General features: G+C 68.2%; 12 protein-coding genes. 7 read left to right on the top strand and 5 right to left on the bottom strand.

Translation table 11 applies throughout. The features are described from left to right. Positions 1-87: 87 nt before the first annotated feature. Positions 88-303, top strand: coding sequence for a hypothetical protein (locus tag NSQ78_RS10900; RefSeq protein WP_053463201.1), 216 nt, complete (start codon positions 88-90; stop codon positions 301-303). A gap of 65 nt (positions 304-368) precedes the next feature. Further along, entirely contained in the window at positions 369-875 is a 507-nt protein-coding gene (locus NSQ78_RS10895; protein WP_064238496.1) for a hypothetical protein, read from the top strand. 122 nt (positions 876-997) lie between these two features. Here NSQ78_RS10895 and NSQ78_RS10890 read toward each other — a convergent pair whose 3' ends face one another. Continuing rightward, entirely contained in the window at positions 998-3757 is a 2760-nt protein-coding gene (locus NSQ78_RS10890) for a GGDEF domain-containing phosphodiesterase (RefSeq protein WP_064238495.1), read from the bottom strand. A 130-nt stretch (positions 3758-3887) separates the two neighbouring features. Between NSQ78_RS10890 and NSQ78_RS10885 the strand changes: the two genes are divergently transcribed. Together NSQ78_RS10885 and NSQ78_RS10880 are read left to right on the top strand one after the other, a co-directional pair. Then, positions 3888-5990, top strand: coding sequence for a PAS domain-containing sensor histidine kinase (locus NSQ78_RS10885; protein WP_064238494.1), 2103 nt, complete (start codon positions 3888-3890; stop codon positions 5988-5990). A gap of 4 nt (positions 5991-5994) precedes the next feature. Further along, positions 5995-7767, top strand: a complete 1773-nt coding sequence (locus tag NSQ78_RS10880) for an EAL domain-containing protein (RefSeq protein ID WP_064238492.1) — start codon at positions 5995-5997, stop codon at positions 7765-7767. Between the two features lie 656 nt (positions 7768-8423). Here the strand turns inward: NSQ78_RS10880 and NSQ78_RS10875 are convergent. The 4 genes from NSQ78_RS10875 to flgA all read right to left on the bottom strand — a co-directional run bounded on the left by NSQ78_RS10875 (position 8424) and on the right by flgA (position 11107). After that, complete coding sequence (locus tag NSQ78_RS10875) at positions 8424-9644, bottom strand: ATP-binding protein (protein ID WP_064238490.1); 1221 nt, start codon at positions 9642-9644, stop codon at positions 8424-8426. Between the two features lie 90 nt (positions 9645-9734). Then, positions 9735-10073, bottom strand: a complete 339-nt coding sequence (locus NSQ78_RS10870; RefSeq protein ID WP_049467768.1) for a flagella protein — start codon at positions 10071-10073, stop codon at positions 9735-9737. After that, positions 10070-10375 (bottom strand): flagellar biosynthesis anti-sigma factor FlgM, encoded by a 306-nt coding sequence (flgM, locus tag NSQ78_RS10865; protein ID WP_049467771.1) that lies wholly within the window; start codon positions 10373-10375, stop codon positions 10070-10072. Before flgM ends, NSQ78_RS10870 begins: the two co-directional genes overlap by 4 nt. Positions 10376-10450: 75 nt before the next feature. Beyond that, the gene (flgA, locus tag NSQ78_RS10860) at positions 10451-11107 is read right to left on the bottom strand and encodes a flagellar basal body P-ring formation chaperone FlgA (protein WP_053463206.1); all 657 of its coding nucleotides are present in this window, start codon (positions 11105-11107) and stop codon (positions 10451-10453) included. Between the two features lie 199 nt (positions 11108-11306). Between flgA and NSQ78_RS10855 the strand changes: the two genes are divergently transcribed. The 3 genes from NSQ78_RS10855 (at position 11307) to flgC (ending at position 13196) form a co-directional block, all read left to right on the top strand. Next, positions 11307-12251 (top strand): chemotaxis protein, encoded by a 945-nt coding sequence (locus NSQ78_RS10855; RefSeq protein ID WP_049467776.1) that lies wholly within the window; start codon positions 11307-11309, stop codon positions 12249-12251. A gap of 138 nt (positions 12252-12389) precedes the next feature. After that, positions 12390-12785: a flagellar basal body rod protein FlgB gene (gene flgB / locus NSQ78_RS10850; protein ID WP_049467779.1), complete on the top strand. Its 396-nt coding sequence runs from the start codon at positions 12390-12392 to the stop codon at positions 12783-12785. Positions 12786-12788: 3 nt separating this feature from the next. Beyond that, positions 12789-13196: a flagellar basal body rod protein FlgC gene (flgC, locus tag NSQ78_RS10845; protein ID WP_049467783.1), complete on the top strand. Its 408-nt coding sequence runs from the start codon at positions 12789-12791 to the stop codon at positions 13194-13196. The last annotated feature ends 18 nt before the right edge of the window (positions 13197-13214 follow it).

Raw genomic sequence — 13214 nt, 5'->3', positions numbered from 1 at the left:
GCTGCCCTCGCCGGCAGCCCGCAAGGCCCCGGTTCGCCCGGGGCCTTTGCCTGTGACCCGCCGTTGGATGCATCCTGTACGCGCACCATGACCCTGATCCGCGCCCTGCCCGCCCTCACCGACACCGAGCGCCCGCGCAACGCGAGCGTGCGTGAGCAGTTGCAGCAGCTGGAAGACGTCGCCCGCGAGGAACTGCTCGAACTGCAGCACCTGGCCGATGCGCGCCCCGCCCCCTCCCGAGCCGACGATGAACTGCTGGGCCTGGCATGGGACCTGGGGCTGGATGGCGAAGCCCTGAAGTAGATCCGCGTCCTGCGTGATGGCCGTCGCGCATGGCATGATCCACCGGTCCCGTTCATGGAAGACCGATGGCCATCGCCCTGATCGCAGTACTCCTGATCGAAACGGTCCTTCTGATGGCCTGGGTGGCCGGCTATTTCAGCTGGGGCATCACCCTGTTCAACGAGCGCATTGCGGCGTCACCGGCCATGCAGGCCCGCCTCTCGCTGGGCAGCCTGGAACGTGACCTGCCGCAGGACAAGTGGCTGCGACTGGCCTTCCATGCGCTGCCCGATGGCAGCATGGCGTTCCGCGAGAGCTTCGCGCCGAGCTTCGGCCTGCGCTACTTCCCGGTGATGCGCGGTCGCATCGTACTCAACGCGCGACGGCACGAGGTGCGGGTGACGGGCCTGTGCAGCTGGTTCGTGGCGATCCTGTCGCTGCTGCTGTTGCCGCTGGTGGCGATGCGCCCGATGGTGGCGCCGATGCTGCTGGTAGTGCCGCTGTTCCTGGCCAGCTATCTGGTCCAGAAGCGGCGCTATGCGGCCGTCGTCGAGGCCCTGCGCATGCAGTTGAAGGCGGAGTTTCCCAGGTAGGTCCGCGCCGTGCGTGGATGGTCGCGCGCCCGCGCATCCGTGCCGACCGACGGCCGGCACCCACCGGAGCTGGGCGCACCAGAGTCAGGCCACACCGGGCCGGCATCTGCCAGCGCAGATCGTCAGCGCACCAGCACCGCTTCGCCGCTGGCGTCGGTGCGCATCGGCGCCGGGCGCTGCTGGCGCAGCCACTGCGCCAGATCACGTGGGCTGAGCGGGCGCGAGTACAGGTAGCCCTGGATCTCGTCGCAGCCCTGGCGGCGCAGCATGTCTTCTTCCTGGTGGGTTTCCACGCCTTCGGCCACCACCTTCATGCCCAGCGCGTGGCCCAGGTGGACGATGGCCTGGGTGACTTCGGCCGTGCCCGAGTCATGCAGCATCCCTTGCACGAAGCTGCGGTCGATCTTCAGGCGCCCCACCGGGAAGCGATTGAGGTAATTGAGGTTGGAGAAGCCGGTGCCGAAGTCGTCCACCGCCAGCGGCACGCCGTGCCGCTCCAGCACGTCGAAGCAGTGGCGCAGGATGTCGGTGTCACGGATCAGCGCCGACTCGGTCAGCTCCAGTTCCAGCCGTTGCGGCGGCCAGCCATGGGCATGGCAGATCTCGATCACGCGCTCGGCGAAGCCGCGATCCCGCAGCTGCACCGCCGACACATTGACCGCGATGCGATCAAAGTGCAGTCCGGCACGATCCCACGCGGTTGCCTGGCGGCAGGCCTCGTTCAGCACCCAGTCGCCGATGCGCACGATCTCGCCGCACTTTTCGGCAATGGGAATGAACTCGGCCGGGCTGCAGTAGCCGATGCCGGGTCGGTGCCAGCGCAACAGTGCCTCGATCGCCGGTGGCTCGCCGTGGTGGGCGTGCAGCAGCGGCTGGTAGGCCAGGCTGAACTCGTCGCGCTCGATCGCCCCATGCAGGGCATGCTCGACGTCCAGCCGGCGCTGGATGCGGGCCAGCGCGTCCTGGCTGTAGTACTGGTAGGTATTGCGCCCGGCTTCCTTGGCCGCATACATCGCGGCGTCGGCCGCGCGCAGCAGTGAGTCGAAATCGGTCTGCGCATCGCCCAGCATGGCGATGCCGACACTGGCGCCGACCTTCAACGTGGTCTCGCCACGGCGCAGCGGCTCGGCCAACGAGGCGATCAGCTTGCGCGCCACGTGACCGGCGTCCTCCGGCTCGGCCAGGTCACGCAGCACCACGATGAATTCGTCGCCACTGAAGCGGCCGAACAGGTCGTTGTTGCGCAGGTTCTGGTGCAGCCGGGTGGCGGCGGCCTTCAGCAGCGCATCGCCGGTGGCGTGGCCGAAGCTGTCGTTGATGGTCTTGAAGCCGTCCAGGTCGATGAACAGCATCGCCAGCGAGGTACCGCGATCGCGCGCTTCCTCGATGGCCTCGGCAGTCTGCTCGCCGAGCAACACGCGATTGGGCAGGCCGGTCAGCAGATCGTAGTGGGCCAGCAGTTCGATGCGCTCGTTGGCTTCGCGCTCGCGGGTGATGTCACGGAACAGGACGACAAACCGCGGCGGCAGGCCGTCACGACGGTCCAGTTCGATCAGCACCTGCACCCAGACGCGCAGGCCGGACTGGCGGTAGAAGCACAGGTCCAGCTGCTCGGGCAGGCCGCCGTTGGCGATACGGGCGAGCGCCGCCTCGAATGCGTTGCGCGAGTCCTCGGTGTACAGCGCCAGCGCCTGGTCGAGGGTGATCGGCTCCTTGCGCAGGCCATGGATGCGGTAGCACTCCTCGGTCCATTGCATGCTGCGGGTCTGCACTTCGATCTCGCAGCCGCCGATGCGGCCCAGCGCGGAGACCCGGTTCAGCAGTTCGGTGCGCCAGCGGATCAATGCATCGGTCTGGTGCTGTTCGGTGATGTTCTGTACCTGGCCGAGCAGGCGCTTGGGTTGCCCGTCCATGTCCAGCAGCGGCTGCATCCATAGCCGCAGGTGCTGCGAAGGCTCATGGCCCCGGGTCAGCTCCAGCTCGAGATTGGCAGCCCGGCCATCGCGCCACAACCGCCGCCATGCCGCGCGCAGCGCGCCGCGGGAGCGTGGATGCAGCTGCTTCAGCCAACGCCGCTGGCCCGGAACGGCGCCCTGCTCCAGGGCCAGCAGCGAACGCAGTTCCGGCGACCACCAGAAATGCCCGCTGTTGGGATCAAACGACCAGCTGCCCATGCTGGCGATGCGCTGGGCCTCGCTCAGGTGCAGCTGCTGTTCCTGCAGCAGCGATTCGAGCTGCTTCTGCTGCTCGATATCGGTGTGCGTGCCGACCATGCGCAGGGGCTGGCCATCGGCGGTGCGAGCGACCACGCGGCCGCGATCGAGCACCCAACGCCACTGGCCATCGGCCTGGCGGAAACGGAACTGTGCGCTGTACTGCTCGCTGTGCCCGCGCAGGTGCTCGTCGAGCGCGGCACGCACCTGCACGATGTCCTCGCCGTGCACGCGTGCCAGCATGCCGGTCGCAGCATCCTCGCCGAGCGCGGGCGTGCGTGTGACGCGGTCACCGGGAATGTCCCAGTCCCACAGGCTGTGGCCGGCACTGTCCAGCGCCAGCTCCCAGCGCCCGCCCCCGTCCACCGGCACCGGCTCGGGGATGCTCAGGGTGAAGGCCAGCAGGTTGCCGGCGCCGTCGTGCACCGCACGCAGGTGGCCGTCGTAGTGCCCACGCGGGCCGCCCGGCAGCGTGCAGGCAACGATGCCACCATCGGCGGCCATCAGGCGCAGATCTTCCAGCATCGGCGCATAGGCTGCCACGGTGGCCGGCAGGCCATGCTCGCGCGCGGCCGGATTGGCCGCCAGCGGGCGCCCGGCACGGTCGACGATGACCAGCGCCGACGCAAGCGGGTGCTGCAGCAGGCTGGCGATGATCCCTTGGTCCACGCGATCTTGCTCCGGATGACACGCCCGTCAGCGGGGCACGCAGTGGTTAACGGCGCCTGCGGCGGATAATTGAGTGGTCACGGCACGCTGCGGGGTAAGATGACCGGCGCCCCTGTCACCCGCCCCGCCCATGCCCGCAGACCCCACCGGCAACGCCCCTGTTCCCGACCCGCGGATGGCGCAGGCGCTGAGCCGTGACCGGCGGCGGGTGGTGCTGAGTTACCTGGTGATGGCGCTGGCCTGGATGATCTCCACCGACAGCGTGGTCCAGGCATTGGTGCCCGATCCGCAGCGGGCCGCGCTATGGCAGGGCCTGAAGGGTTCGTTCTTCGCCCTGGCCAGCGCAGGCCTGCTGTATCTGCTGCTGCGGCCGCTGGCCGAACACGTGCTGCACACCCATGCCCGCCAGCAGGCCTCGGAGCTGCGCCTGCGCCAGATGTTCGAGGGCAACCCCGGCCCGATCCTGGTCTATGACCTGGACACGCTGGCGATCCTCGACGCCAATCCCGCCGCCTGCAGCGCGTTCGGCTGGGACCGTGACGAACTGCTGGAGCAGACCATCGATGCGCTGTGGCCACCGGGCCAGGACCAGGCGCTGCAGACCAAGCTGGAGGCGATCCGCGAGGCGCCCGAGGCGCTGTGCATCCTGCGCGCGCAGCTGCAGCTGCGCGATGGCTCGCTGCGGCACATGGAACTGCGCTCCAACGCCATCAGCTACGACGGCCACAACGCCCGCCTGCTGATCGCCATCGACCGCACTGCCGAGGACCTGGCCCAGCTGCGTCGCGACCAGGCGCTGGCACGGGTGGAGGAAGCCCACGAACTGGCCCGCATCGGTGCCTGGGAACTGGACCCGTCCACCGGGCTGGGACGCTATTCCAACCAGGTCTATCGCCTGCTCGGCCGGCGCCCGCCCGAGGCCCGGCGCTGGCACCGCTTCGACGAGCTGCTGGTCCCGGCCGACCCGGCCACCGCCACCCAGACCGAACAGCTGCTGGCCGAGCTGTGCTGCGGCGAGCCGGTGCAGGTGGACGTGCTGCTGCCGCTGCTGTCGATGGACGGGCGCGCGCTGATGGTGCACCTGCGCGCGGCCAGTGGCATCGATGAAGCCGGTCGCAGCCGCGTGCTGGGCACGCTGCAGGACGTGACCGAGCGCGAGCAGTCGCGGCGCCTGCTGCGCGAGCGCGAGGAGCAGTTCCGCGAGCTGGTGCGGGTGCTGCCCGACGGCGTGGTGATACTGTCCGACGAACATGTGCTGTACGCCAATGCCTGGGCCGCCAGCCTGTTCGGCTATGGCAGCCATACCCTGCTGGGCGAGCCGTTGTCGGCACTGGTTGCTGCCGCAGACCTGCCGCGGGTGCGCAGCCAGCTGCGCGCCGGCCAGCCCCACCTGGGGCCGGGCCACAGCAGCGTGGTGGCGATGCAGCGTGCCGACGGCCGCAGCTTCCACGCCGGCCTGGCGGTGGGCGAAGTGCGCTACGGCGGCCGCGACTGCAAGCTGCTGATCGTGCGCGACCTGAGCGATTCCGAACGCACGCGCAGCGCGCTGGAAACCAGCAACCGCGAACTGCAGGCGATGGCCGGGCGGCTGTTCTCGCTGCAGGAGGACGAGCGGCGCGCGATCTCGCGCGACCTGCACGATGACATCGGCCAGGCCATCACCGCGATCAAGCTGTCCGCGCACGCGGCGCAGGACGAGGATGATCCGCAGCGTCGCGGCGAAGATCTGGCGCAGATCGTCAGCCTGGCCGACACCACTGTGGCCAAGCTGCGCGACATCTCGACCCTGCTGCGTCCACCGCAACTGGATGCACTGGGCCTGGAGGCGGCGCTGAGCTGGCAGGCGCGGGTGCTGTTCCGCTCTTCGCCGGTGGAGCTGCTGGCCGAGATCGAACCGCTGCCGCATCGCCCGGACAACAGCATCGAACAGGCCTGCTTCCGCATTGCCCAGGAAAGCCTGACCAACGCGCTGCGCCATGCGCGCGCCAGCCAGGTCCTGCTGCAGCTGCGCGATGTCGGCCAGCGCGGCCTGCACCTGCAGATCCGCGACGATGGCGAGGGCTTCGATCCGGATGGCCCGCGCGGCCTCGGCCTGATCGTGATGCGCGAGCGCGCGCAGAGCGTCGGCGGCCACGTGCGGATCGAGTCCGCGCATGGCGAAGGCACCCTGGTCGACGTCCATCTTCCCTACCAGGCGGCCTGCATGGCCGCCGTCGATTCACCGGAATACTGAGCCTATGTGGAATTCCAACCTGCCCCCGGTCAGCATCGATGATGCTCCCGACCGCCTTGGCGCCGGCAACCCCGAGCTGCAGGCAATGGTTGCCGAGGCGGCCTCCGGCGGCATCGCGCTGATGCTGATGCACGTGGACATCGACCACTTCGCATCGGTCAACGAGAACATGAGCGCCGAAGTGGGCGACCAGGCGCTGGTGCTGGTGGCCCAGCGCCTGCAGTCCTACCTGCGTGGGCGCGGCAAGCTGTGGCGGCATGGCAGCGACGAGTTCCTGATCGCGGTGCCACGCACCGACGACGTGCCGCTGCCGGAGGATTTCGCCGAGGAGATCCGCCAGCAGATGGAACTGCCGCTGTCGGTGCTGCCGTACACGCTGTTCATGACCGGCAAGCTGGGCGTGAGCCTGTGCCCGGAGCACGCCAGCAGCGCCTCGCGCCTGCTCGACCACGCCGAGGATGCGCTGTACCAGGCCGCCCGCGAAGGCGGCAATGCCGTGCGCATCCATGCGGTGGATACCCCGCCGAGCGCGCACAGCGAGAGCATCATCGCGCGCCAGATCGTCGACGCCATTCCCAATGGCGAATTGAAGCTGCGCTACCAGCCGCTGGTGAGCGCCCGCGACGGCCACGTGGTCGGCATGGAGGCGCTGCTGCGCTGGCAGTCGCCGACCCTGGGCATGCTGGTGCCGGAGCGGTTCATGCGCACCGCCGAGCGCCTGGGCATCATCGTGCAGATCGGCACCTGGGTGCTGGAAGGCGCGCTGAAGCAGGCCCGGCTGTGGCGCGACCAGGGCTTTGATGACTTCACCATCGCAGTGAACGTGTCCACGTTGCAGCTGCTGCGGCCCAACTTCTTCGCCGAGGTAATGTCCCTGCTGCAGGCCGCCGGCGTGCCGGCACACATGCTGACGCTGGAGATCAACGAAAGTGCACTGACCAACAACGTCAATTTCGTCCATGAGACGCTGGCCAACCTGCGCAACGAAGGCATCAGCCTGAGCCTGGACAACTTCGGTACCGGCGACTCCAGCCTGAGCGCGCTGGTGCGCTACCCGGTGGACAAGCTGAAGATCGACCGCAGCTTCATCAAGAGCGCGCCGGCCGGTAACCGCGAGGCGGCCATTGCCCGCGCGATCATCGCGATGGGCCACCAGCTGGGCATGACGGTGATCGCCAACGGCGTGGAATCGCAGGCCCAGCTGGGCTTCCTGCGCCGCAACGACTGCGACGTGTTCCAGGGCTACCTGTTCGGCGAGCCGATGTCGGCCGATGCCGCCGGCATGACCCTGCGCCGCCGCTACCTGCGCCCGGAAGCCTTCGCCGAAACACGCCCGGACCGGACGCTGCTGCTGCTGGATGACGAGGAAAACGTGCTGCGCTCGCTGGTGCGCCTGTTCCGCCGCGACGGCTACCGCATCCTGGCGGCGGGCAACGTGCGTGATGCCTTCGACCTGCTGGCGATCAACGACGTGCAGGTGATCCTGTCCGACCAGCGCATGAGCGACATGAGCGGCACCGAGTTCCTGGGCCGGGTGAAGATGCTGTACCCGGATACGATCCGCCTGGTGCTGTCGGGCTACACCGATCTGAACACGGTGACCGATGCGATCAACCGCGGCGCGATCTATCGCTTCCTGACCAAGCCGTGGAACGACGACGAGTTGCGCAAGCACATCCACCAGGCGTTCCGCACGTACGAGGAACAGCGCCGCAGCAATGCCGGGCCGGTGCAGGTGGAAAGCGGAGACGTCGGTGAGGATCGCCCGCCGCGGTGACGATTCCGCCGGGTAGAGCCGGCCGCTGGCCGGCTGCTCTGAGTGTCCGGTTCCCATGAGGTTGCCGGCCAGCGGCCGGCACTACCGATTGGCCCCGGTGGAGCCGGCCGCTAGCCGGCTGCTCTGGGATGTCCGGTTGGATGAGGTTGCCGGCCAGCGGCCTACACTACCGATTGGCCCGGGTAGAGTAAGCCGCTGGTAAGCTGCTCTGGGCATCCGGTTCAATGAGGTTGTAGGCCAGCGGCGGGTAGCACTACCGATTGGCCCGGGTAGTAGCCGCTGGCGCTGCTCTGGGTGTCCGGTTCAATGAGGTTGTGTACACTACCGATTGGCCCCGGTAGAGCCGGCCGCTGGTAAGCTGCTCTGGGATGTCCGGTTCAATGAGGTTGTACCAGCGGCTACACCACGGATTGACCCCGGTAGAGGCCGCTGGTACTGCTCTGGGTGCCCGGTTGGATGAGGTTGTAGGCCAGCGGGCACTACCGATTGGCCCCGGTAGGCCGCTGGCCGGCTGCTCTGGGATGTCCGGTTCAATGAGGTTGCCGGCCAGCGGCCGGCACCACGGATTGACCCCGGTAGAGCCGGCCGCTGGCCGGCTGCTCTGGGTGCCCGGTTCGATGAGGTTGCCGGCCAGCGGCCGGCACTACCGGAAGCGGTCAGCGCGGCTGCTTGATCGGCAGCACCACGCGGAAGCGCGAACCTACGCCCGGGGTGCTGTCCAGGTCGATGCGGCCATGGTGCTTGTTGATGATGCTGTAGGAGATCGACAGGCCCAGGCCCGTGCCACTGCCCACCGGCTTGGTGGTGAAGAACGGATCGAAGATGCGCTGGCGCAGTTCCGGCGAGATGCCACCGCCGGTATCTTCGAACTCGACCCACACGTGATCGCCCTCCACGCCGGTGCGCACCGTGATCGTGCCGCGTTCGGCGATGGCATGGCCGGCGTTGAGCAGCAGGTTCATGTAGACCTGGTTCAACTCCGACGGCAGGCACTCCACCAGCGGCAGCTGCCCGAACTCGCGCACCAGGGTGACCTTGTACTTGAGTTCGTTCCAGATGATGTTGATGGTGGACTCGAGGCCGGCGTGCAGGTCGACCAGCTTCCACGACTCGTCGCGGCCAGAGTACGAGAAGTCCTTAAGGTCACGCACGATGCGTGTCACCCGCTCGATGCCCTCACGGGATTCGGCCATCAGCTGCGGCAGATCGCGGCTGATGAAATCAATGTCCAGGCGGTCACGGATATCGTCGATTTCCGGGATCAGCGCCTTCGGGTCCGGCGCGCGCAGGGCGCGCTCGTAGGCTTCGATCACGGTGAACAGGCTGCGCAGGTATTCCTGCAGGCTGCCCAGGTTGGAGTGCACGTAACCGATCGGGTTGTTGATCTCGTGCGCGACGCCGGCCGCCAGCTGGCCGATCGATGCCATCTTCTCCGACTGCAGCAGCTTCTCCTGGGTGCCATTGAGGCGCAGGTAGGCCTGGCGCAGCTCGGCGTGGCGCTGCTGCAGTTCGCGTTCATAATCTTCCTGGCCCTCGATGTGGCGGAACAGGGCCAGGAAATGCCCTTCGCCGACCGGGCCGTGGTGGTACAGGTGGGTAATGACCACGCCATCGCCCAGCGGCAGGCTGCCATTCCAGTGGCCATGCTGGCGTGCATGTTCCAGCGCATCGGGTGGCAGCAGTTCGCGCAGGCGCTGCGGCGGCGGCAGACCACCGTGCTCGCCACTGGCCAGCAGGTTCTGCGCGGCCGGGTTGGCCAGGGCCACCTGCCCGTCTTCAGTGAACAGCAGCAGGCCCTCGCGCAGGCGCTCAAGCAGGGCCTGCAGCACCGGCTGCGGCGGGAGGGGGGCGGTAACCAGGGCGTTGGCAGCGGACACGGCGACTCGGGCGTTCGAACAGGCGCCCAATATACGCGGTCACGCAGCGGGGTTCAGCCCGCAGGGAAGCAGTGTGGAATCGCCGTCGCGTCAGGCGACGGCGAGCGGCCGGCCGATGCTGACCGTATGCGACTGGCCCTTGGCGTCGTAGGCCGAGGCGTCTTCGGTGCGGCCGAGCTGGCGCAGTGCCCAGTTCACTTCGCGGCGGCGGCGCGCCAGCAGCACGCCGTTGGCGCGGTTGCGCTCGGCCAGCTCCTGCAGCTGTTCGCCCTCGCCCACCGGCGGCGCGCCTTCCAGCGCACGCAGCGCTTCCAGCTTGGCACCGGTGGCACGGATCAGGGCGTGCACGTCGTGCTCGACCAGGGCCTGGCGCTCAACGTCCAGGGCCTGGGCGAGGCGCTGCAGCGGCTCGCTCATCGCCGCAGTCATCCGCGCAGCTGCTGGTCCAGATCGAGCATGCGCGATGCGATCGCGTCCGGATTGATCTTGTAGGTGCCGTTCTGCAGCGACTCGCGCACGGCCGCCACGCGCTGGGCGTCGATCGCCGGCGCGGTGGTCAGCTCACGCTCGATCGCCTGCAGGTTGGTGGCCTCGCCGGTCAGGCGCAGGCTGTCGGCCGCCTCGACCGGGCGTGCCGCCGCATCGGTGCTGACACCGGGCTTGGTGGCCGGGGTCGTCACGCTGCGCAGGGCCTGGGGGACCTGCAGGTTGCCGTCGATTTTCTGGCTCATGGGGTGTCCTGGAGTTGCCGTTCACAAGGGATAACGGCCGCAGGGCCGTGATCTTTAGGGATATTTTGCGGTAAATCAACGCGCCACGATTACGTCACCTGCGGCGTCGACCGTGCCCTGCACGATCCGCCGCGAGGACAGGTTCTCCACCGAGACCCGCTCGTTCTCACCGGCATCACCCATCGCGCGGCCGGCAATGCGGACCTCGACCGAGCCACGACGCGAAACCAGGGCCACATTGTCTCCTCGCTTGATGAGACGTTGGACCACCAGATCGTTGTTCGACAGCAGGGCTCCGGCCTGCAACGGACGGCGGGCAATGCGGCCGATCGCAGCATTCGGATCGGACAGCACCGCACCGGCAATCCGGGCAGCGTCACGCTGGGCAGTAGTGATATCGGCGGCCGTGAGGGTTTCTCCAGTGCCGATTCCGCGGTTGAGCACCAGCACGGTCTGGTTGCGCCGCACCTTCACCGGCACGAACAGCCGCCAGCCGCCGGCATCGGGGCAACTGACCTCCACCGTGGTGTTGGCGGTGGGCTGCACCTGTAACGCCCCGCCACATTTCGGCAGCCGCAGCGCATCGGCCACCTGGGCCTCGCCTTCGCTGCCGGCGGGCAGCGTCGACAGCGCCGCAGTGCGGATGCTGGCCACCGGCTGCCAATCCGTGGCGCCCGCCCACGGCGCGGCCAGGGCGAGCGCGATGGCGAGCAGAGATGTGACCCGGCGCATGGCGCCTCCTGTCGATGGGATCTGGCCCAGCAGCGTGCAAGGGGTGTGCCAGAGCGCCGGGGCCCGTTGATCGGATCCGGGATGGGGATGCGACCGGATGGGTAGAGTCGACTGCCAGTCGACTTTACAAACGCGGTGCGGGCCGCGCGGGCGGCAGAACGCCCTCAAGTTCCGCCACTGCCACGCCGATACAGCAGCCATGTCCCATGACCTGCTCAACCGGATCGACCAGCGGACCCGACTGGCCGGCCACAACCGCCTGGCGCTGCTGCTGTTCCGTCTCGGCGGACGTCAGCTTTTTGGCGTCAATGTCTTCAAGGTGCAGGAAGTCCTGCGGCGCCCGGAACTGTTCCAGGTGCCCGGGCTGCCCAGCCAGTTCGCTGGCGTGGCCGACGTGCGTGGCCGCTCGGTGCCGGTGCTGGACCTGGGCCTGGCCATCGGCCACCCCGAACGCGAGCCCGATGCGGATACCTCGCCGGGCTACCTGGTGGTCACCGAGTTCAACCGCTCGATCCAGGGCTTCTTGGTCAGCGGCGTCGAGCGCATCGTCAACATCGCGGTGGAGGACATCCACCCGCCGCCGGAACTTGGCGCCGAATCCAGCTACCTGACCGCCGTGACGCGCTTCCAAGGCGAACTGATCCAGGTGATCGACGTGGAAAGCGTGCTGGCCGACATCGCCCAGGTGCGCGGCGAAGCGGTGCTCGACCCGGCGATGGCCATGCCGTCCGACGGGCCGCAGTTGCAGGTACTGGTGGTGGACGACTCGCGCGTGGCCCGCCAGCAGATCCGCAGCGTGCTGGACCAGCTGGGCGTGGGCGCCACCCTGCTCTCCGACGGCAAGCAGGCACTGGACCACCTGCTGCAGGTGCACGCCTCCGGCGAGAACCCGGCCGAGCGCTACGCCATGGTCATCTCCGACATCGAGATGCCGGCCATGGACGGCTATACGCTGACGACGGAAATCCGGCGCCACCCGGGCCTGGCCGGCCTGTACGTGCTGCTGCACACCTCGCTGTCGGGCGTATTCAACAACGCCATGGTCGAGCGCGTCGGCGCCAACGCGTTCGTCGCCAAGTACTCGCCGCACGAGCTGGCCGATTTCGTGCTGGACCGCCTGCGCAAGGTGGCGATGGCGGCCTGACAGCCACTGATCCGGTAGTGCCGGCCGCTGGCCGGCAACCGCAGATCCATCGGGGAGCCGGCCAGCGGCCGGCACTACCCTCTCGAATTTGGCACACCCCTTGCAGCTTCCCGGGCAACGTTCCCGTGGGAGTGCACCGTGCGCAACCTGATTTCCGACTACCTGGGCGTCCACGCCCAGGCCATGCCGTTGCGCGAACAGCGGATGAAGCTGATCGCCAGCAACCTCGGCAATGCCGATACGCCCGGCTACAAGGCCCAGGACCTGGACTTCGATGCCGCCCTGCGCCACGCCCAGGGGCAGGATGCCAACGGCCTGATGGCCACCACCCATGAGCAGCACTACGAGATCAGTAGTGGCCTGAACCCGTTCCAGATCGCGCGCGAAGGCGTGCAGCCCAGCCTGGACGGCAACACCGTCGATCCGGATGCCGAGCGTGCCGCCTATGGCCGCGCCGCACTGGAATACCGCGCCTCGCTCAGCTTCGTCGAGAGCAAGGTGCGTTCCATGCTGACCGCGATCACGGGGCAATAAGCCATGAGCAACCTGCCGATCTTCGATATCGCCGGTTCCGCGCTGCAGGCGCAGTCGGTGCGCATGAGCACCATCGCCTCCAACCTCTCCAACGCCGACACCGTCGCCGGCTCCGCCGACGCCGTGTACAAGCCGCTGGAACCGATCTTCCAGGCCGTCACCAGCAAGGACGATCCGAACATCACCTCGGTGAAGGTGAAGGAGATCACCCAGAGCGAGGCCGCGCCGATCAAGCGCTACGAGCCGGGCCACCCGCTGGCCGACGCCGACGGCTACATCTACCAGCCCGACGTCGATCCGGTCGCACAGATGGTCAACCTGATCTCGACCTCGCGCAATTACCAGGCCGGCGTGGAGATGTTGACCACCGCCAAGGAACTGGCCCTGGCCACCTTGACCATGGGCCGCTGAGGCCCGCCGCACCGGATA

Origin of the sequence: Stenotrophomonas sp. FSL W7-1447, assembly GCF_037966425.1 — a bacterium.
Classification (GTDB): Bacteria; Pseudomonadota; Gammaproteobacteria; order Xanthomonadales; family Xanthomonadaceae; genus Stenotrophomonas; species Stenotrophomonas pavanii.
Note: the sequence above shows the minus strand (reverse complement) of the source record. Positions and strands in the feature narration are given on the sequence as shown.